The following is a 19,970-nucleotide window of genomic DNA, read 5'->3' on the forward strand; positions in this document are numbered from 1 at the left end:
CGGGCTGGTACAGGTTCACCTGCGAGGAAACTAATTGCGCCATCGAGCGCGTGCTGGTGGTGGCCGACCGAATGACCGGCCAGCTCCGCGCCGTCGATACCGGAGTGGGCACCATCGACCTCCGGCACTACCACGACGGCCTGACCAATCCGCGCTGGAAGAAGGTGGAGGGCCCGAACAATGTCATGGGTTGAGCACCTGCTCTGGCGCATCACGGCCCGCAACTGGCTCAGCTGGCCGACGGAACGACGTCACCGGCTGACCGGCCGCTACCAGCACATTCGCTACAACGAGAACGGCCGTTGGAAGGACGGCCGGCTACCGGAGGAAGGAGGGCCACATGGCCAATGAGATTGACGTGGCCACCATCGCCGCAATGGCGCGCGATGCGGAATGGCTCAATGCGGGTGCGTGCGCCTTCATCCTTGGCCTGACCAACCGCGAGGGCAAGGTGAACCGGCGCGCATTCCTTGAACGTGTCGCCGTCCGCACGACATTTCCGAAGCCGATGGTCATCGGCGCCAAGAAGCTGTGGAACCGGGAAGCCGTGGTGATGTGGGCAGAGGACGAGGCGCGGATCAGCCGAGCTTCTTAGCCAACTCGGAGGCCGTGGCCCTGTAGTAGATCAGCAGGCTGGACAGGTTGCGATGTCCGATCACTCGGGCCAGCTCCAGGACGTCCAGCCTCTTCGACAGCCGCCAAATAGCCTCCGCGCGCGCATCGTGGAAATGCAGGTCCTTGATGGAGGGAACACCGTCTCGGACCTTGCGGAACAGGCCGTCTCGTTTTGATGCCGACAGGCCAAACACCGGAGCAAAACCCAGCGGCAGCGCGCGCAGGATCTGTGCAGCGCGCGCCGTCAGCGGTACTTCGCGCGTGTCGCCGTTCTTGCTGGTACGCACAGTCACGTAGCGCTCGGCTAGGTGCACATCAGTCCACCGCAGCTCGCATATCTCGCCCGAACGCATCGCGGTCTCTAGCGCAAACAGAAACGCCAAGCCGATCCGGTTGCGCTGAGTCTCAACCTTCAGCGTGTCCCAAACGTCGAAGGCATTGGCCAACGCCTCGACCTCCTCACCGGATATCCGGCGTGCACGTCCCTTCGGCTTCTTCGGCTGGCGCACATCGCGCATGGGGCTTTCTTTCAGCCAACCCCACTCGCGCCGTGCGACTTCTAGCACCGCGGCAATCAGGTTCATCTCCCTGGCTACTGTGCCAGGCTTCACCTGCTTCAACCTGGCATCGCGCCACTCGGCTAGGTCGGCAGCCGACAGGGCCAGTAGCCGGCGCTTTGCGATCTTGTCTTCGCGGTTGAACCTGTCGATCCGGATCCGGTCCCATCGACCGCCGCGCTTGCTAGGCGTCACCTCGTCGGAGTAGCGAGTGAACGCTTCTTCCAGCGTTTTGTCCGGCAGTTGGGTGCCGTCTAGCAGCGCCTCCTGCTCCTGTGCCCAGGCGAGCGCAGCACGCTTCGTGTCGAACACCTTGGTCGCGCGCCGGCCGTCTACTTTGACGAATGCGCGGTATCGGTTGCCGTGGGGTCGAATGGATGCCATGGCCCCATTGTGTGCCATTTCGTGTGCCCGTGTGCCTTTCGATACAGGGCACTACGGGGCATTACGGAATCTAACAGAAAGCGCAACCGGCTGATTTTGTTCCGTTTCGTACCGTAACGGGGAGATACGGGTAACACTGAAATGGGGGGGTTTGGTGCCGCTTATCCGAATCGAACGGATGACCTACTGTTTACAAGATAGTTAAACTATGCCTATATTTCAATAACTTAGCGATTTGAATTTTCCCGGCGGCAGATCGTGGAACCGTTGTCGCTGCTAGGGATCGATGCTCGTTTACCCGGTCCTCGGGACGCGCTGAGAGCTTCAATGGGCGCGCCAGCAAGGATCTCAGACGTATGATGAATGGAACCCAGCGTTCCGTTATTGGGTGTATTACATATGTAACGGGTACCCTAAGCTACGTCCATCCAGCCCCCTCAGTACGCCACCCACCTCATCCAGGGTAGGCCGAACCGGGGGCTTTCTTGTGTCTATGGACTGACCCATGCCCACGGCCGTTTTGATTGATGGCGCCTATTTCATCAAGCGCTTCCGAAGTATCGAACCGTCGAACAGCTACAACGCTCAGCGAGTCGCCGACTGCGCGCACAGGTGGGCCATTGCTCACTTACGAGACGGCCGACGTGACAAGACGCGGCGCGATCTCTACCGGATCTTTTTCTACGATTGCCCGCCGCTTGAGAAGAAGATGCACTACCCGACTTCAAGTCGCTCTGTCGACTTTAGCAAGTCAAAAGAGGCGATTTTTCGTCGTGAGCTTCATTTGTTGCTCAGAAAGAAGCGCAAGGTCGCGGTTCGATTGGGTCACCTCTCTACACAGGTGGGCTGGACCCTTTCTCCGGCTCTCTTAGATGCCATCCTTCGAAAGAAGAAGTCCGTAGACGAGCTGACAGACGAAGATTTCCACCCTGCCGTGCGGCAAAAGGGCGTGGATATGCGAATCGGTATCGACATTTCATCTCTCGCACTGAAAAGGCAGGTCGATCAGATCGTGTTGCTGGCAGGAGACGCCGATTTCGTCCCAGCCGCCAAGCTTGCCAGGCGTGAAGGCGTCGATTTCGTACTCGACCCCATGTGGCGGAGCGTGCCAGAGGGTCTCATCGAACACATTGATGGATTGCGGTCGGTCTGCCCAAAAGCGGCTCCGCGCAAATCCACGGCGGCTGAAGCGGCAAAGCCATCCTGCCCTACTACTCCGTCGCGCGAGAACGACTGATCGTAGACATCGGCAACATCACTGGGCCGCCATAGTGGATGTATGTGCGGCCGCTTCGTCCAGCGCCCTATCCTCGACTTCGGCCTGCCGTCGCTGGTAGACCTCGCGCCGGCGTTGGCCGAGATCCCTCCCAGCTACAACCTGGCGCCCACACAACGGGCGTCGGTCATCCTCGATCGGGGAACAGGCCGGCAGGTGTCCCGGCTCGCGTGGGGCCTGCTGCCGTCGTGGGCGAAGGCCAAGAGCCTGCAGGGATCTACCTTCAATGCGCGGATCGAGACGGTGGCCACCAAGAACGCCTTTCGTGCCGCCTTCAAGAGGCGTAGGTGCCTGGTCCCGATGGCCGGCTACTACGAGTGGTCGATCAGCGACGTGGACGGAAAGAAAGACCCATGGTTCATCCACGCCGACGGTCCTCTATGGGCTGCAGGACTGTGGGAGGACGCAAGCCCTTTGCTGGCCGACGACAACCTGGGCACCTTCACCATCATCACCGGCGACAGTAGCGGCGTGTCGGCCGATATCCACGACCGGATGCCTGTCTGGATCCAGCCTGGCCAGCTCGATGCGTGGCTCACGGCCGAGGCGGACGACGCGATGGCCATGCTCCTTGCGTCCAAGGTGCCCGCCATGGAGGCGTATCGCGTCAGCCGGGCTGTGAACACCCCTCGCAACAACACCGAGCAGCTCCTGCAGCCGGTCGCCTAGACCGACGCCGGCGTCCCCACTACTCCCAGCCAAATGGGGGTGGGGTGTGTGCTCTGGCCAACCTGTTCGCCCTCACCGCCTCCCGGTATGCGGTGATCTTGGCCACGTCCTCTCGCAGGCGGGCCTCATGCCTGGCCACCCACATCTCGGCGCCGGCGCGACCCTGCTCATAGCTTGTGCACCAGCGGAACGGCCCGCCGGGGCCATGCCGGTGCCGGTCGAGACTGGTGATCCAGATCCCGTCGTTCACCCGCTGCATCAGTACGGCCACCCACACGCCGCTGCAGGCGATGACCGTGGGGGCATCGTCGGGGAGGCTGGCAGAGCGTGTCGTCCAGTAGAAGTCGGAGGGCAGCGGCATGGCGGGGAGGATACGGCTGACCGTCGCAAAGGCTGCGACAAGGGAGCGGGCTGCAGGCGTGCGCATGTGCGGCGGTGGGGATGCTGATGGCCCCCTTACGCGCGATAAGGTGCAATTTTTCAGGTGACCACGGGAACGAGGTAATAAAGGTAACCACCCTGCAAAGAGCGCCCCATTCACCTTTAAAAACAATGATTTATATTGAATTTATCAAGGTAACAATAGGGTAACCTCTGAGTAATCCCATTACCTTCTTCAGAGGTAACATTGGCGGGAACAAATTTCCTTATGAATCAATGACATTACTTTGTAGGGATCGAAAAATTACCTCAAATCACCTCGAAAGGTAACCACCCTTTTTCCTTTTCCATCAGTCACTTACAGGCTGTTTGGATGCGCGTGTTACCTGGTTACCTCGTTCCCGTGGTCACCTGAAAAATTAACCCCGCCCGAAGGTGGCCATAGGAGGCCACAGGGCGCCACGCAGACACCCCCTGCCGCGCAGGAAACCGCAGGGCGGACCGGTGCCAGCGAAGCCCGGAGAACGCCATACAGGGCCGGGGCTGAGCCGCGCTGCAGGCAGTGCAGAAAAAGCGCCCTATGAAGTGCGCAGGCGTGGCGGGGAGACGAGTGCGCGCGCCGACAGCTGTTGAAGCAAACCGTACTCTCCTTCAGCCCATCGAATGGAACTGATGCGGCACACTTAGGTCTGCTGCTGCCCGAGGCATCGATGAACTTCAAATCCGAGATCATGACCCTCTCTCTGCGTCAAGTTGCCGCATGTGGCGATCTGGCTGGGGCGATGCGCCCGCCCCTCAGAAGTCCAGGCCGGCTCCAATTCGCCCTCATGCTTACGCTCATAGAGCAGTTCGAAGCGGCTGTTCTTTTAGCCGAGGCGGGGCTGGTGACGCACGGGGCGGTCCATGCCAGGTCCATGCTCATGGCGCTCGCAGACCTGCGTTTATTACGCATCAGTGCGGAGCACACGCAGCGAATGAAGCACGATCAAGCGAGCAGCGAGGTCCGCCTGTATAAGCGTGGCCTGGCGGCGGCCGTGCATGAGAAGGACCGGGTGTTCTTTGAACGGAGACTCAGCGACAGCGAGGCCAGCTTAGAGCCGCTCAAGGAGGTAGTAAGACCGCGTAAGCTCGAGGAGACAGAAAAGCTGCGACAGGCGGACCTCGTTGAGATGATCGTCCCGTACACGATGCTGTGCGGCTTCGTTCATAACGACCTAGCCGCACTCAGCCTTCGCCACCAAGGGCAGGAGAGCATGACGCTGCGTGCCCCGGCGGCCGACCACATATTTTGGTTGGTCCTCCAAGTAGCGCACGCAGCACTCATGCTGGGTGCCGAGGAGATGAGCGATGTCGCAGCCTTTGATGAGGAGGCATTTCATCAAGCGATTTCACGTATGCGCGTGGTGTGTCACCGGATCTCAAGCCTCGTTCCTCCTAGGCCTGACGGCGCTTAAACGAAAGAGGCCGCCCATTGGCGGCCTCTCAGGTTGACGCCTGAACTTAGTCAGGCTGCGACGAGCCGTTGCTGCGCGATCTCATAGTAATGCTTCGTCATCTCGATCCCTGTCCAGCGATAGCCCTCGGTCTCGGCCGCCACCAGAGTGGTCCCCGAGCCAGCGAACGGGTCCAGCACACGGCCGCCTTTCTCGCAGATCCGAACCAACTGGCGCATCAAGTCCGTGGGCTTGCCGGTCATGTGGTGCTTGTCCAGCTTGCGTACAGGCTCGCGGAACACGCCCGGCAGCGTGGGCGCATCGCGGTCCAGCGGCATACCGCCCTTGCTGCCCCACACGATGTACTCGGCCTGGTTGGAGAACCGGCCACGCTGCGGCCGCACGCCGCCCGTCTTGTCCCACACGGCCACACCGCGCCAGGTAAACCCAGCGCACTGCAGGGCATCGGTGGTCAGCGGCAGCTGCCGCCAGTCGGTGAACAGCAACACCGGTGCGCCTTCGCGCAGCACGCGGTTGCACTGGGCAAGCCACAGCTGCATCCATGCCAGGTGCGAGCGCTGGTCACGTTCGTCGCTCGGGAAGTCGGCGTGCAGCTGCTGACGGCCACCCTGCATGTACTTGTCGTGCGGCGAGCGCTGGCGCGACGATGCATGCGTGCCTCCGCTGGCGTAGGGCGGGTCAGTGATGAGCGCGTCGAAGCTGCCGGCCGGCAGCGTGGACAGGACGGTCAGTGCATCGCCGTGGATCAGTTCGTTCTTCATGGGTAGAGCCTTCTTCGTGGTGTCGCTCGCGGCGATCCGTGGAGAGGCTCTGGGCCTTCAAGTGATTCAGCACCCCACAACGGGTGCATTTGATCTGCAGGTCGTACACGCCGCTGGCGCGGCACAGCAATCGGGCGCATTCGCCACAGCGCAGGTTGATCCGCTCGCCGCTCATGCTGCTGCGCCTCCCAACTGCAGGGGGCTGAACCGGATGACGGCCTCGCCGGCCCATTCGTTCACCACCGCAATGCGCGCCTGCAGCGGGATCAGTTCCAGTTCCTCCCACACCTGGGCGGCATCGCGGATGGAACCGAACCCACCGCTGTTCTGCGGCACGATGCCCAGCAGCTGCGGTGGCACGCGCAGCGAGGCCAGCATGTCGTCGCGAGTGACGCTCTTGATGCCGGTGAACTCATCCTTGGCGGCTACTTCGCTGACGGGAATCAGCTTGACGCCGTCCTTCTGCCCGTTGGGCGAGTGGATGAACAGGTTGCGGAAATTGCCGGGACCACGTGCGTTTTTCAGTGCATCGCGCAGGCTATCCACATCGCCTTGGTTCATCTGGCTGTCGGACAGGTACAGGATGAAGCCGGCATGCGAGCCATTGTTGTAATACTTGCGACGGAACAGCGTGGCTGACTCATTGAGCAGCGCCGACTGCACCGCCGGCAACCATTCCGGCAAGCCGTAGATCTCCTGGTCAACGTCCGCCTCGCGCAGCTGGAAGACGCTGTCGCGCGCGAACTCGTGTTCCAGCCCGCTGCTGGTCACCTGGAAGAACTCGCCCGCCTCCACGCCGCGCCTCATGTACTGTGCCAGCGGCACGGCCAGCTGCAACACGCGGCCCAGCGCGTTGTTGCGCCGCTCAACGTAGGCCATGCCGAAGGTGGTGAAGTCCAACGCCAGCTGGGCGAACGCTGCGCGGCTGAGCAGGCGGTGCGGCTGGAAGGTACGCACCAGCATGTTCCGCTTCAGCGTGAGGCCGCTCTGTAGGTACGGGTTCGCGCGCGTGGTGCGCGCCAGGCCCTGCAGGCTGATCGGTGGCTCGTAGTACCGGCCATTGCGCCAGCAGTCGAGGTAGTCGAGGATGCCGCGCTGATCCAGCACCGGTGTCGGGTCACCGAAGGTAAACGCCTCCGCGCGCCCTGGGCTGGGCACGGTATCGGGGGGAAGGGACTCGGACATCAGCAAATCTCCATGGTGCCGGTGCCGGCGCCGCTGGCGCCCTCCAGCGGTTCGTTGTGCAGGGCGTGCAGCAGTGCCCAGGCCAGGTCGGCATGGCCGGTGACGCGCGTGCGCCCTGCGGTGTAGGTGATGGCGCGGCCGCTGGCGGTCATGGTCTTCTTGATCGCCATGAGGGCCTGCGTGAGGTCTGTCCAGCCGGCGTCGTACTTCAGCCGCTCATTCTTGATGACGTCGAACGCCTTCAGGACCAGGCGCGTCTTGACCTCCGGCGAGTAAGCGAAGGTGGTCACGTTGGGGAAGAACTGTTTCACCAGCTGGGCCACGCCGGTGCCCATGCCGGTCGTGTCGATGCCGATGTACGTCACCCAATAACGCTCGGTCACCTTCTTGATGAAGGCGGCCTGGCCGGCGAAGTCCATGCCCTTGAACTGATGGCGTTCCAGCACGCGGAACTCGCCACCCGGCACCTGCGGCGGCGCCAGCACCACCAGCCCTGCGCTGTCGCCGGTCTCGGCCGGGTCATAGCCGAGCCACACCGGACGGTCGCCGTAGGGGCGCATGGCCAGCGGCTTGTACACGTCCTGCCAGTCCACCCAACTGTCGACCTGGCACGGCTGCAGCATGGTCAACGGGAACACGCTGGCGCTGTCGTCAACGAACTCGCACATGAGCAGGTTGGCGAACTCTTCGGCGCTGTAGTCGCGGCGCAGCTCTTCGATGTCGAACAGGCTGCAGCCGCGGCTGTCGGCATCGAGCACTGTGACGATCTGCCGCCACAGCGCGTCCTCGCACAGCCGGCCGCCATGCAGCCGCGCATGGCTCACGTCGATCTGCAGCTGCTGCGACACCGGCCTGCCCTTGTTGAAGCGCTCGCCGGTCCAGAAATCGTAGGCTTCGTGAGCCATCGTGGATGGCGTGCTGAAGTAGGTCTTGCGCCACTTCCTGTGCATCGCCATGCCGCTGGCAACCTTGTTCAGCTGGTTGAAGCCGTAAGTCCAGAAGAACTCATCGAAGTAGAAGTTGCCGTGGTAGCCCTGCGCGGTGCGGGCGTTGGTACCGAGGAAGAACAGTTCCGCGCCGTTGCCCAGCACGATGGGATCGCCGGTCAGATCGCGGTCCAACACCTCACGGACGAAGGCGCGCATGTAGCCCAGGAAGATGTGCGCCTGACTCTTGGATGCGCTCAGAAAAATCTGGTTGCGGCCGCTGGTCAGCGCGTCGATCAAGGCTTCGCGGGCGAAGTAGTACGTGGCACCGATCTGCCGAGACTTCAGGATGACGCGGGTGCGCTGGTCGCCGGCGCGGTACCAGTCACGCTGGTAGTCGAAACATCCTTCGAGGAATGCCTGCTGCAGGCGCTCGATCTCATCCTCGCTGAAGTCGTTCTTGCGCTGCTTCTTCTTCGTCCCGGCGTTGCGCTTGTCCACGTTCGGGTTCAGATCGCCTTCGTGGCCACCGCCCTGGTATCGCTGGATGCGCGCCTGCCGTTCCAGCTGGCGGTGCAGCAGATCGATCTCTTTGAAGTCGCCGCCGGTCTTGGCATCCTTCATGATGAGCATGACCAGCCGCGCTTCCAGTGCGCCGCCGATCCGCTCCACGTTGTCGGCGCGATCCCATTCGTCGCGCGACTTCCAACTGTGTAGCGTTTTCTCTTTCTCGCCAGTAGCCTCTGCGATGTCGCAGATGCGCCACCCCATCCAGTACAGGAACTTCGCCTGTCGGCGGGTGTCGGTGGTTGGCAGTTGGTCGGCGACAGCGTTCACCCGTTCAGGGTGCCGCCTCGCGCGCACGCGAAACACTGAGCAGCCCTGTAAAAACCCGGTGAACACACCTACCGCGTTGCTGGTCATTCGGCCGCTGCCGAGTATGGGTCATCGCATCGACACCGATGCCTTTCACCCATGCAGAGGCGCAGATGAGCAGCAAGAATCACAAGGCCAAGAAGACCTATCGCTCCAAGTTCTTCCGCGTGGCCGTGGCAGGAGCCACAACCGACGGTCGCAAGATCGAGCGCGAGTGGATCGAGCAGATGGCGGCCACCTACAACCGCGCCACCTACGGTGCGCGCATCTGGGTTGAACACCTGCGCAGCCTGCTGCCGGACAGCCCGTTCCGCGCCTACGGCGATGTGCTGGCCCTGAAGGCCGAAGAAGTCGAGATCAACGGCGAGAAGACCCTGGCGCTGTTCGCACAGATCCAGCCGACCGATGCGCTGGTCAACATGGTCAACAACGACAAGCAGAAGCTGTACACCAGCATCGAAGTGCAGCCGGACTTCGCCGCCAGCGGCAAGGCGTACTGCGTCGGCCTCGCCGTCACCGACTCGCCTGCCAGCCTGGGCACTGAAATGCTGTCCTTCGCCGCCGAGCATCCCGACAAGAACCCGCTGACCTCCCGCAAGCAGAGCCCGGAGAATCTGTTCACCACCGCCAGCGAGACGGTCATCCAGCTGGATGAAGTCGCCCCGGCGCCGGCCAGGACCAGCGGCTTCAGCCGTCTGCTGGAAACCATCGGACTGGCGCCCGTACCCAAGCCCGAGCCGGAGGCCGAAGACGATGCGAGCCGCCTGCATGCCTTCGGTCAGCAGATGGTCGACCTGTTCAACGAACAGGAAACCCGCGTCGAAGAGCTCGCCACCCAGCTGGACGGCGAGCGCAACGCGCGCAACCGCCTGCAGGCCGATTTCAACGCCCTGAAGAGCCAGCTGGAGAAGGCCCCCAACGGCTTCACCCAGCGCCCGCCCGTCACCGGCCCGGCTGGCGACGACGCCACCGACTGCTGATCCCCACCCCATTTCCAGGAGCAAATCATGCGCACCCAAACCCGCGCCCAGTTCGAGCAGTTCACCCAGCGCGTTGCGCAGTTGAACGGCGTCAGCAGCATCGCCAACACCTTCGCCGTTGACCCCACCGTCCAGCAGACCATGGAAGGCCGGATGCAGGAGAGCAGCGCCTTCCTGTCCGCGATCAACGTGATCGGTGTGGACGAACTGAAGGGCCAGAAGGTAGGTGTCGGCGTCTCCGGCACCATCGCCAGCCGCACCGACACCAGCGGCGGCAGCGAGCGAAAGCCGCGCGACGTGACTGCGCTGGATGCCACCGGCTACGAATGCGCCAAGACCAATTTCGACACGGCGATTCCCTACGCACGGCTCGATGCCTGGGCGCGGCAGAAGAATTTCCAGACCCTGGTGCGCGATGCCATCCTGCAGCGGCAGACGCTGGATCGCATCATGATCGGCTTCAACGGTGTCAGCGCTGCCGTCAACACGGACCGTGATGCCAATCCGCTGCTGCAGGATGTGAACAAGGGCTGGCTGCAGCAGTATCGCGTCAATGCGGCCGAGCGTGTCCTGGCCTCCGGCAAGGCCGAGGGAGTGGTCCAGATCGGCGGTGCCGAACCGGACTATGCCAACCTCGATGCGCTGGTCATGGACGTGCGTTCGCAGCTGCTGGATCCGTGGCACCAGCAGGACCCGGGCTTGGTCGTGGTGCTGGGTCGCGACCTGATCCATGACAAGTACTTCCCGATCATCAACAAGGACAACCTCCCGAGTGAGCAGCTGGCAGCCGACCTGGTGCTGGCGGCCAAGCGCATTGGCGGCTTGCAGCCGGTGGCCGTGCCGTTCATGCCCGCCAACGCGCTGATGGTGACCTCGCTGGCCAACCTGTCGCTGTACTGGCAGATCGGTGGTCGTCGCCGCCATGTGATGGAGCAGCCGAACCATGACCGCATCGCCAACTTCGAGTCGTCCAACGATGCCTACGTGATCGAAGACTATGGTCTGGGCTGTGTGGTCGAAAACATCAAGCTCGGCAGCGGGGTGTAACGGCGATGGCCGACAGCCCCGCCAAGCGCCACCTGACCCGCGCCCGCGCGGCTCAGGCAGCGGCCGCCGCCGCGCCGAACCAGCTGATGGACGGCACGACCGTCTATGAGCAGATGCTGTTGCAGTTGGCCAGCGACAAGGGCCGACTGAAGCAGATCCAGTCCAACGTGGGCAAGGCTGCGCTGAAGGCGGACCTTCTACCAGCCTACGACGCCTACATCGACGGCGTGCTTGGGGCCGGCCAAGGCGCACAGGATCAGGTGCTGACCACGGTCATGTTGTGGCACATCGACGCCGGCAACTTCGCCCAAGCACTGCGTATCGGCCAGTACGTGATCGCCCACAAGCTGAGTATGCCCGACAGCTTCTCGCGTACCACCGGCTGCGTCATCGCTGAAGAGATCGCCGACGCCGCGCTGAACGCGCAGAAGACGGACCAGCCGCTCGACCTGGCCGTGCTGGACCAGGCGGCCACGCTGACCGAGGCCGAGGACATGCCCGATCAGGTACGCGCGCGCCTGTTCCTGGCCAAGGCACGTGGCTGGCTGGCAACCGGCAGCAAGGAAGAGCCGCCACCGTATGCGGTGGTGCTGCAGGCGGTGAGCGACCTGAAGAGGGCTATCACCCTGCAAGACAGCTGCGGCGGCAAGAAGGATCTGGAAGGCGCCGAGCGCCTGCTGAAGAAATTGGCCGACGCGCTGCCGACTGGCGCCGGCGAAGACATCGCCACCAAGGGCGAGGCTTCGACCGGTGCCGCCGGCAACGACAACGCCTGATCGAGCGTACCCCGCAACCCCGCCGGCTCGGGGCCGATCACCAAGACCTCTCTCCCTTGGTGTGACGCCCCGACCACCGGCGACCAACCTCGAAGACAGCCATGAACGGATTCACTGCCAACGCCTCCAAGCCGGCCGCTGCCGCTGACGTGTCATCGGACGCGTTCTGGCCGGTGGTCAAGCTGGAGCATCTGCGCGACGCGGTGCGCCTTGAGGGCAACGTCACCAACGAGCGGTTGCGGGAGGCCGTGATCGCGGCCGTGATCGAGGTCAACGGCGAACTGGCGAACTGGCAGAGCAACGCCATGGCCGAAGGGAACGCCGCGCTGTCCGATGTGGCGGCGCCAGTGATCGACGGCCAGTCGCGCCTGATGCAGCTGTATCGCCGCGCGGTGTACTGCGCGGTGGCCGTGGAGATCACCGCGCGGTTTCGTTCCTACGACGCCACCGCGCAGGGCAACCAGCGCGCCGATGACCTGGCCCCCACCATCGAAGAGCAGCGCCGCGATCTGCGGTATGCGATCAGCGACTTCCTGGGCACGCGTCGCGTGACCGTGGGGCTGATCTGATGCGCGTGCATACCTTGCAGGGCGACACGCTGGACGCGCTGTGTCACCGCCACCTGGGCACGACGGCCGGCATGGTCGAGCAGGCCCTGCAGCTGAACCCCGGTATCAGCCTGCTCGGCACGCATCTGCCGATGGGTACCGAGGTTGAACTGCCTGATGCCCCGCCGGCTGCGTCCAGCACCGTCGAGCGCCCCCTTATCCAACTGTGGAACTGACGATGACCGAACCAACCTCCACCGGCAGCCTGACGGCGCTGGCCACCAGCGTGGGCCTGGCCTCACTGCTGCCCGGCATCGACGGGGATGCCCTGATCGGTGCCTTTGCCGGTGCCACTCTGTTCGTGGTATCCGCCAAGAACCTCCCGCTGTGGAAGCGGCTGATCTATCTGGTCATCAGCGTGGTGGCCGGCTACCTCGGCAACGGCGAAGTGATGGGCCTGTTCAAGCTGCAGTCCGCCGGCCTGGCGTCGTTCCTCTGTTCGGCGCTCGCCATCACCGTGACGCTGAAGATGATCGAGCGCAGCGATCGCGGCAGCCTTCCCCGCATTCGCCGAGGCGATCCCAATGTCTGAGTTCATCAACGCCGCCACCCTGTTCTCCTGCCTGGTCATCTGCATGCGCCTGCTGACCTACCGCCCCCACGCTGGTGCACGGCATCGCCCGGCCGTCGCGTGGCTGGCATGGGCGCTGATCGTGGCCACCGGCGGCCAGGCCCTGACGCTGGTGCTCTTCGGTACAGGCAGCGGCGCGGCCGACGCTACGACCCGCCTCTGCCAGCTGGCGCTGCTCGTAGTGCTGGCCATCGTCATCTACCGCGCACACGGCAACGCCGCGCGCCTGCTGCCCAAGGACTGACCGCCATGCTGACCGCAACCCTGCTCGCGCAGATCATGCTTTGCCCGCCTTCCCGAGCGCAGCGCTGGGTCGATGCGCTGAATGTGGCCATGCGCCGCTTCGGTGTAAATACTCCCCGCCGTGCAGCACACTTCCTCGCCCAGGTTGGTCATGAAAGCCTGAGCCTGACCAAGCTGGAAGAAGGTATGTCGTACAGCCGACTGCGGCTGGAGGAAGTGTTCGGACGGCGCCTGACCGCTGCGGAGCTGCCGTCGTTCGTTGGCCAGCCGGTGAAGCTGGGCAACCGCGTCTATGCCAACCGTAACGGCAACGGCAACGAAGCCAGCGGCGATGGTTACCTGTACCGTGGCCGGGGTCCCATCGCGGTGACCGGCCGTAGCAACTACCGCCACATCGGCAGGCTGATCGACCAGCCGCTGGAGCAGATGCCGCAGCTGCTGCTGAACCCGGAGGTCGGCGCCCTTGCGTCGGCCGCTTATTGGCAGGACGCGTGCCTGAACACGCTCGCCGACCAAGGAGATGTGCTGCCGATCAGCCGCAGGATCAACCTCGGCAGCGCCACCAGCCGCGCCATCCCGAACGGTCTGGACGACCGCCGCCAGCGCACCGAGCGCGCCCTGCGTGTGCTTGGGGCCCGCTGATGCAGGTCCGGGCAATCCTTCTGCTGCTGGTGCTGCTCGCCATCGCAGTGTTGGCCACCTGCCAGCAGCAGCGAATCTCCAACGCAGAGCGGGCAGCCGAGCAATCAGGCGCTGCAGTCGCTACGGCTGAAGCTGAGCGCGATGCTGCCGTGCGTGCGGCGCAAACCGAACGGTCAACCACCCGCGTAGTCACCCAATATGTGGACCGCGTTCAAGTCGTGCGCGAGCGCGGCGCCACCATCGTCAAAGAGGTTCCCGTCTATGTCACCCCGACTGCTGATGCTGCCTGCGCTGTGCCTGCTGGCTTCGTGCGCCTCTACAACGCCGCCGCCCAAGGCATCGCCTTGGACCACGCGAGCGCCGGAGATCCTGATGCGCCCGCCGCCGGCGTTACGCTCTCTGCCGTCGCTGACACCACCGCGCACAACTTCGGGCTCTGCCACGAGCGCGGCGAAACCATAGCCGGCCTGCAGCACTACGTGCGAGAACTGGAGCAGGCATTGCAGGAGGCCCGACCATGAACAAGCTGAAGGATCTGCGCGAGCATCTGCTTGCGGCGGTGCCCGGGCTGGCCAGCAACCCGGACCGACTATTGCTGTTCGCCGATGACGGCTCGTGGTCCAGCACCAGCGCCACCAATCTCAGTTTCCTGTGCAGCTACACCGCCACCCTGGTGATGACCGACTTCGCTGGGGCGCCGGTGTCGGTAATGTTGCCGGTGCTGCAGTGGGTTGCTCGCCATCAGAACGAGCTGCTTGCGAACCCGACCAACCGCGACAAGATGACATTCGAGGTGGAAGTGCTGGCCAGTGACCTGGTTGACCTGACCATCAAATTGTCGTTGACCGAACGCTTTGTAGTCACGCGCGACGCTGACTCGGCGCTGCAGGTGCACAACCCGACCGAGCCACCGCCGGAGTATCAGATCACCGACAGCTTGCGCGGCGGGCAGGTGATGGACAGCTTGGGCAATCTTGTCGCTGCCCTACCGGCCATCGATGCATGAACGATGATCTGCAGGCACTGGAAGCCTGGGCCGCACCACTGCTGCACCGTCTGCAGCCTGCCGAACGCAGCCGCCTAAGCCGCAGCATTGGCAACACGCTACGGCGAAGCCAGCAGCGCCGCATCGCCGCCCAGATGAACCCGGACGGCAGCGCCTATGCGCCACGCCGAAAGCAGCCGGCGAGCCGGGCGAAGGCCGGAAAGATCAAGCGCAATGCGATGTTCCGCAAGCTTCGTCAGGCCAAGCACCTGAAGGTGCGTGCCAACCCGCAGCTGATCGCGGTAGGATTCTTCGGCCGCGTTGCCCGCATCGCGCGAGTGCATCAGGAAGGACTTACCGACGCGGTGTCGAAGGACGGCAGGCGCATCACCTACGAGAAGCGCCAGCTGCTGGGCTTCACTGATACAGAGGTCGCGCAGATCCGCGACCAGATCATGGGTCACATTCATGGCCGCCAGCCGAGGATTTGAGCGGGCACCTGGCACAACACCGCAGTGGAGCCGAGATGGCGCCGGCAGAATTGCAGCCTGACTGCACGATTACGCCGACGCCGGTTGTAGGTTGCTTACGTACAGACTGATTGTGGTTACCTACGCGCGCGCGTGAGCGAGGCTGGACCCAGCCCAACTGCTGGTCCCCGAATGTCCACGTTCACCGCCATCGAAGTCGACAAGCTGCCGGCGCCGGATGTGTTCGAGCAGCTCACCTTCGAGCAGATCTATGCAGAGCGCGTTGCTGCCTGGTACCGGCTGGCGCCCGATTACGCCGAACTGTACGAATCCGACCCCGTCACCAAGCTGCTGCAGGAGAATGCCTACCGCGAACTGCTGCTGCGCGAGCAATTCAACGAGCGCGCCAAGGGCCTACTGCTACCGTACTCGCGCGGCAACGACCTGGACAACCTGGCCATTCCCTTCGGCGTCGCACGGAAGCTGCTGACGCCGGCCGACCCGGACGCCGGCACTCCTGCGGTGTACGAGAGCGATGAGGACTTCCGTCGCCGCATACAGCTGGCGCCAGAAGGTCTGTCCGTGGCCGGGCCGGAAGGCGCCTACATCTTTCACGCCCTGTCTGCCGACCCCAACGTGCTTGACGCCAGTGTGACCAGCCCCAGCCCGGGCGAGGTGCTGGTGACGGTGCTGTCCCGCGCAGGCAGTGGCGTACCCGCACCTGCCTTGCTGAGCAAGGTCGAGTCGGTGCTGATGGACGGCAACGTCCGCCCGCTCACCGACCACGTCACGGTACAGGGCGCCAATATCACCGACTACGGTATCCGGGCAGGCCTCTACACCTACAACGGCCCTGACGCCGCACTGGTGATCGCTGAGGCCAACCGCCGCTTGCAGGACTACCTGAGCCAAGCGCAGCGTCTCGGCCGCGATGTGCCTCTGTCTGCGCTGTATTCGGCACTGCATGCTGAAGGCGTACAGCGCGTGGTGCTGGAGAGCCCAACAACAGACATCGTGGTGTCCGATCAGGGCGCGGCATTCTGTACGTCGGTGGTGGTGGAGCATCGCGGCAGCAATGTCTGAGGTGCTCACCCTTCTGCCGCCCAACGCGACGCACCTGGAGCGCGCGGTTGAGCAGGTGAACGCCGGACTCAGCGCGATTCCCATGGCTCACCAGCATCTGTGGAATCCGTGGCTTTGCCTGCCCAAGTTTTTGCCCTACCTGGCGTGGTCCGTATCCGTGGACACGTGGAGCAGCAGCTGGCCTGAGCACATCAAGCGGTCCCAGATAGCCAGCGCCTTCACCATCCAGCGCCACAAGGGGACCGCCCAGAGCATCGCCGACGTGGTGGCCAGCTTCGGCGGCCAGGTGGCCATCGTGGAGTGGTGGCAGACCATTCCCAAGGGTACGCCCCACACCTTCGAGCTTCAGCTGACCTTGAGCGGCCAGAACGGCATCCCGGTCACGGCCGAATACGTGAACCAGGTCATCGCTGCGGTGAACCGCGCTAAGCCGGTCCGCTCGCACTTCACCTTTACCCAAGGCATCAGCACCGCAGGCGCCATCGCCGCACTCGGTGTCGCCCGTCTGTACACCGCCACCCGCCTGCAGCTGGCGGCCGTCGAGCCGTAGGAACTCACCCATGACCGTCCCCACTATCACCATCACCCCAGCCGGCTTCGCCGCTATCATCAACGCCGAGCACACCGGAACCGCACCGGTGCGTGTCACGCAGATCGGCCTCACCGACAAGGCATTCAGCGTAGGCAGCGTGGGCGCGGTAGTGCCTGGCGAGCGGAAGCGCATCAGCACTATCGGCGGCAAGGCTGTAGCGACCGATACACTTCATGTGAATATCCGTGATGACAGCCAGGACACGTACAGTCTTCGCGGCTTTGGGCTTTACCTGCAGGACGGCACGCTCTTCGCTGTATATTCGCAGGCAACGCCGATCATGGAAAAAGCGGCTGCCGCGACGCTGCTGCTGGCGACCGACATTCGCTTCGCCAACATAAATGCCACCAGCATTGATGTCGGCGATGTCGACTTCATCAATCCACCAGCCACGTCCTCTCAGATAGGAGTGGCACGCTTTGCGACCGATGAAGAAGCGGTTGCAGCTGTTGCAAAGGACGTCGCTCTCACTCCGTCGGGCATGGCTGCCTACGTCAGTGCCCGCATCGGCGCGGGCGCGCCTACTGCATTGGCGAAAACCTTGCTTGCAACCGCTACGGCCGCGCTCATGCGCGTTGCGCTTGAGCTAGGGTCAGCATCCACCAAGAATGCCGGCGCAGGCAATGGATTGGACGCAGACCTGCTCGATGGTCAGCACGGCGATTACTACCGGCGCTGGGAAAGCCTTACTGGCGTGCCCACGCGCTTCACTGCTGCACCGCATACCCACCCCATCAGCGAGGTCGATAACCTCCAGACCGCTCTCAATGGAAAAGCGGAACTGTCTGGGGCGACATTTACCGGTCCCGTTGTGGTGAACGGCAGCTCCATCCGCGTTCAGAACTGGGGTGGGACGCGAGACAGCGGTGTCCTCTACTTCGGTACCGACGACAGCTATATCTACAAGGCCGGAAACCGATTCGTTTTCAATGACGTCGCGGGCAAATACACCGCCACCCTGCAAACCGGAGGGCAGATCTGGACCGCAGAGAGCTTCGACCCTGAGAAACGGCTGCACGTTGACGGCACCGCCAAGACGGCGCGTAGATTGGTCGGGCTTGGTTACAGCCCAGGCAACACTGCGGACGCGCCGGACGGCAGCCCCGCGTCGGGCATTCATGCCACCGCGTACACCGGCGGCTCGGTATCAACACCTGATGCTGATTGGGCGACCGTGCTGAATGTGGGTCCGATGGCCGATGGTTCACGAGCCTTCCAGCTCGGTTACAGCTGGAACGTCGAAGAGTCGTTCTCTATCCGCGTTGTCGGAAACACGTGGCGCAGGCTTTGGCATTCCGGCAACTTCAACCCGGCTAGCAAAGCGAATCTCGTAGGCGGCAACTCCTTCGCAGGTGACCAAAGAATTAATGGCGGCTCGTTGTGGGGCTCAGGCAGCGCCGTTTTCGGTGGACCTGTACAGGGAGCCGGGGTGAGCTCGTTCTCAGGAAACCTTGGGACCCAAATCGGCCAGATCGCACGTGGGTGGAAGGACGGCATAACTAGATGGCTCGATGTAATGGAGAGCGATGGCTCCCTGGCGCTGTACGGCTACGATACAAAGGGCGGCGCTCCCTACAGCCTCATCAACTTCAAGACGCCAGTGTCCGGCGGCGAAGCGCGCGTGGGCATGAATGCCAGCTTGGTCGTCGGTGGAACAGTATCTGCAGCCCAGAACTTCCAGTCATCGAGCGCTCATGTGGTGCTGGGGGCCGGTGGCGGCAGTGTCTACCTCCGGCCGAATGGGCAGAACAGCACGCAAGGCGAAGCCCGTCTGCAACCTGATGGCTCGCTGGTAATCGTCAACACCGTTTTCTCCGGTCAGAACTTCCAATCTAGTTCTCCGAGTGCCGTCATCGGCGGCAACGGCGGCCTCATCTATCTCCGCCCACATGGCGGTGGCAGTGCCTCTGGTGAGTTTCGCGTGGGCGCTGACGGCTCGGTCTACGCTTCGAACACGATCACCACATCCGGCGGAGTCGGTGCACAAGGTCCGTTCACAAGCGCAGGCGGGCTATCTAGCTTCTGCGGCGGTCATGTACGTCTCAATCCCGGAACCGGTGGCCAAGCCGGCTACATCAGCTTCCACACCCCCGATGGCGCGAGGCGTGGCTATATAGGCTGGGCCAACGGTCTTCGCCTTGAATACAACGTGGAGAGCGGATTCACCGGCCACTACTTCGCGGGCAATGTCGTTGCGTCCGGCGGGTTCGACTTTGGTTCCTCGCGCAAGCTCAAGCATATTGACGGAGAGATTCCCTACACCCTCGATCACCTGCGCCGCATTCCGACGGTGACGGGCAAGTACCGGCGGGAGTACAACCCCGACGATGCGCAGCGCCTGTTCTATGACGCTGAGGGGTTGCTTGAAGTCATTCCCGAGGCAGTTAATCCGGAGGGTCTGCTCTTCGCCGGCGAGATGGTTGCGTCCGTGCACCTGGACCAAATGGAGCCGCTGAACACGCACTTCCTGCAGCTGCTCGATGCGCAGGTTCTGCAGAGCCAGACAGAGATCGCCCTGATGCGGCAGCAGTTGGAGGCGGCCATCCTTCGCATCGCTGCGCTGGAGGCCCGGTAATGGCTACTGGACAGAATATCGGCGGGGTTCGATTCGAGGACTACTTCGACCCTGATGTTATGGGTGATGGGCCGACAGCGCCTGGTTTCCGTGGAGACGACGGCCAGTTGCTGCGATTTGCACACATCCGCTACGGGTCAAAGGGGCCGGACGTGGGCAGACGCGGCGCCGATGGAAGGGATCTTTCCAACAACTGGGCGGCTAGGGGCACCGCCCGGTACGCACTGGATTTCAACGGGGGCTCCTACAGTTCCGAGGCGCAGGCACCCACCAGCGCAACGGGGCCAGTGACAGCGTCTCTCTCTGTCAGTCTG

The 19,970-nt window shown here is 63.3% G+C and carries 24 protein-coding genes; 19 read left to right on the forward strand and 5 right to left on the reverse strand.

Going from position 1 to position 19,970, the window contains the following annotated elements:
* Positions 1–71: 71 nt before the first annotated feature.
* Together FHY09_RS16455 and FHY09_RS15060 are read left to right on the forward strand one after the other, a co-directional pair.
* A complete protein-coding gene (locus FHY09_RS16455) occupies positions 72–194 on the forward strand; it encodes a hypothetical protein (protein WP_456362833.1) in 123 nt (40 codons plus the stop codon).
* A 146-nt stretch (positions 195–340) separates the two neighbouring features.
* Positions 341–595: a hypothetical protein gene (locus FHY09_RS15060; protein ID WP_166927718.1), complete on the forward strand. Its 255-nt coding sequence runs from the start codon at positions 341–343 to the stop codon at positions 593–595.
* Here FHY09_RS15060 and FHY09_RS15065 read toward each other — a convergent pair.
* On the reverse strand, positions 579–1,556 hold the full coding sequence (locus FHY09_RS15065) for a site-specific integrase (protein WP_166927719.1): 978 nt from the start codon (positions 1,554–1,556) through the stop codon (positions 579–581). The two genes, FHY09_RS15060 and FHY09_RS15065, sit on opposite strands and share 17 nt — an antisense overlap.
* A 505-nt stretch (positions 1,557–2,061) precedes the next feature.
* Between FHY09_RS15065 and FHY09_RS15070 the strand changes: the two genes are divergently transcribed.
* The 3 genes from FHY09_RS15070 to FHY09_RS15080 all read left to right on the forward strand — a co-directional run bounded on the left by FHY09_RS15070 (position 2,062) and on the right by FHY09_RS15080 (position 5,336).
* Entirely contained in the window at positions 2,062–2,793 is a 732-nt protein-coding gene (locus FHY09_RS15070; protein WP_148239525.1) for an NYN domain-containing protein, read from the forward strand.
* 42 nt (positions 2,794–2,835) lie between these two features.
* Positions 2,836–3,501 carry an SOS response-associated peptidase gene (locus FHY09_RS15075; RefSeq protein WP_166927720.1) on the forward strand — a complete coding sequence of 222 codons (666 nt, stop codon included), beginning with the start codon at positions 2,836–2,838 and terminating at the stop codon, positions 3,499–3,501.
* 1,091 nt (positions 3,502–4,592) lie between these two features.
* A complete protein-coding gene (locus FHY09_RS15080) occupies positions 4,593–5,336 on the forward strand; it encodes a hypothetical protein (protein ID WP_166927721.1) in 744 nt (247 codons plus the stop codon).
* 50 nt (positions 5,337–5,386) lie between these two features.
* On the opposite strand, the gene FHY09_RS15085 is transcribed toward FHY09_RS15080, so the two are convergent.
* From FHY09_RS15085 to FHY09_RS15100, 4 genes are read right to left on the reverse strand one after another with little or no spacing between them, the layout of a single operon-like run.
* Complete coding sequence (locus tag FHY09_RS15085) at positions 5,387–6,097, reverse strand: DNA-methyltransferase (RefSeq protein WP_166927722.1); 711 nt, start codon at positions 6,095–6,097, stop codon at positions 5,387–5,389.
* Positions 6,015–6,329, reverse strand: coding sequence for a Com family DNA-binding transcriptional regulator (locus FHY09_RS15090; protein ID WP_456362834.1), 315 nt, complete (start codon positions 6,327–6,329; stop codon positions 6,015–6,017). The genes FHY09_RS15085 and FHY09_RS15090 overlap by 83 nt, the downstream gene beginning before the upstream one ends.
* The gene (locus FHY09_RS15095; protein WP_208407944.1) at positions 6,269–7,282 is read right to left on the reverse strand and encodes a phage portal protein; all 1,014 of its coding nucleotides are present in this window, start codon (positions 7,280–7,282) and stop codon (positions 6,269–6,271) included. Before FHY09_RS15095 ends, FHY09_RS15090 begins: the two co-directional genes overlap by 61 nt.
* Entirely contained in the window at positions 7,282–9,045 is a 1,764-nt protein-coding gene (locus FHY09_RS15100; RefSeq protein WP_456362835.1) for a terminase ATPase subunit family protein, read from the reverse strand. Before FHY09_RS15100 ends, FHY09_RS15095 begins: the two co-directional genes overlap by 1 nt.
* Before the next feature lie 152 nt (positions 9,046–9,197).
* Here FHY09_RS15100 and FHY09_RS15105 point away from each other — a divergent pair, with 152 nt between their 5' ends.
* The 14 genes from FHY09_RS15105 (at position 9,198) to FHY09_RS15170 (ending at position 19,656) form a co-directional block, all read left to right on the forward strand.
* Positions 9,198–10,064, forward strand: a complete 867-nt coding sequence (locus FHY09_RS15105; RefSeq protein ID WP_166927725.1) for a GPO family capsid scaffolding protein — start codon at positions 9,198–9,200, stop codon at positions 10,062–10,064.
* Between the two features lie 27 nt (positions 10,065–10,091).
* Positions 10,092–11,111 (forward strand): phage major capsid protein, P2 family, encoded by a 1,020-nt coding sequence (locus FHY09_RS15110; RefSeq protein ID WP_166927726.1) that lies wholly within the window; start codon positions 10,092–10,094, stop codon positions 11,109–11,111.
* A gap of 5 nt (positions 11,112–11,116) precedes the next feature.
* A complete protein-coding gene (gpM, locus tag FHY09_RS15115) occupies positions 11,117–11,887 on the forward strand; it encodes a phage terminase small subunit (protein ID WP_166927727.1) in 771 nt (256 codons plus the stop codon).
* Positions 11,888–11,988: 101 nt separating this feature from the next.
* A complete protein-coding gene (locus tag FHY09_RS15120) occupies positions 11,989–12,456 on the forward strand; it encodes a head completion/stabilization protein (protein ID WP_166927728.1) in 468 nt (155 codons plus the stop codon).
* Positions 12,456–12,671: a tail protein X gene (locus FHY09_RS15125; RefSeq protein ID WP_166927729.1), complete on the forward strand. Its 216-nt coding sequence runs from the start codon at positions 12,456–12,458 to the stop codon at positions 12,669–12,671. The genes FHY09_RS15120 and FHY09_RS15125 overlap by 1 nt, the downstream gene beginning before the upstream one ends.
* A 2-nt stretch (positions 12,672–12,673) precedes the next feature.
* A complete protein-coding gene (locus FHY09_RS15130; protein WP_166927730.1) occupies positions 12,674–13,027 on the forward strand; it encodes a putative holin in 354 nt (117 codons plus the stop codon).
* Entirely contained in the window at positions 13,020–13,310 is a 291-nt protein-coding gene (locus tag FHY09_RS15135) for a phage holin family protein (protein ID WP_166927731.1), read from the forward strand. The genes FHY09_RS15130 and FHY09_RS15135 overlap by 8 nt, the downstream gene beginning before the upstream one ends.
* A gap of 5 nt (positions 13,311–13,315) precedes the next feature.
* Entirely contained in the window at positions 13,316–13,951 is a 636-nt protein-coding gene (locus FHY09_RS15140; protein ID WP_166927732.1) for a glycoside hydrolase family 19 protein, read from the forward strand.
* Entirely contained in the window at positions 13,951–14,472 is a 522-nt protein-coding gene (locus tag FHY09_RS15145; RefSeq protein WP_166927733.1) for a hypothetical protein, read from the forward strand. The genes FHY09_RS15140 and FHY09_RS15145 overlap by 1 nt, the downstream gene beginning before the upstream one ends.
* Complete coding sequence (locus FHY09_RS15150; protein ID WP_166927734.1) at positions 14,469–14,957, forward strand: phage tail protein; 489 nt, start codon at positions 14,469–14,471, stop codon at positions 14,955–14,957. The genes FHY09_RS15145 and FHY09_RS15150 overlap by 4 nt, the downstream gene beginning before the upstream one ends.
* Positions 14,954–15,427: a phage virion morphogenesis protein gene (locus tag FHY09_RS15155; protein WP_166927735.1), complete on the forward strand. Its 474-nt coding sequence runs from the start codon at positions 14,954–14,956 to the stop codon at positions 15,425–15,427. Before FHY09_RS15150 ends, FHY09_RS15155 begins: the two co-directional genes overlap by 4 nt.
* A gap of 171 nt (positions 15,428–15,598) precedes the next feature.
* The gene (locus FHY09_RS15160; RefSeq protein ID WP_166927736.1) at positions 15,599–16,489 is read left to right on the forward strand and encodes a baseplate J/gp47 family protein; all 891 of its coding nucleotides are present in this window, start codon (positions 15,599–15,601) and stop codon (positions 16,487–16,489) included.
* Positions 16,482–17,039 (forward strand): phage tail protein I, encoded by a 558-nt coding sequence (locus FHY09_RS15165; RefSeq protein WP_166927737.1) that lies wholly within the window; start codon positions 16,482–16,484, stop codon positions 17,037–17,039. Before FHY09_RS15160 ends, FHY09_RS15165 begins: the two co-directional genes overlap by 8 nt.
* Before the next feature lie 10 nt (positions 17,040–17,049).
* Positions 17,050–19,656, forward strand: a complete 2,607-nt coding sequence (locus tag FHY09_RS15170) for a hypothetical protein (protein ID WP_166927738.1) — start codon at positions 17,050–17,052, stop codon at positions 19,654–19,656.
* The last annotated feature ends 314 nt before the right edge of the window (positions 19,657–19,970 follow it).

It is taken from the genome of Xanthomonas sp. 60 (assembly GCF_011761925.1).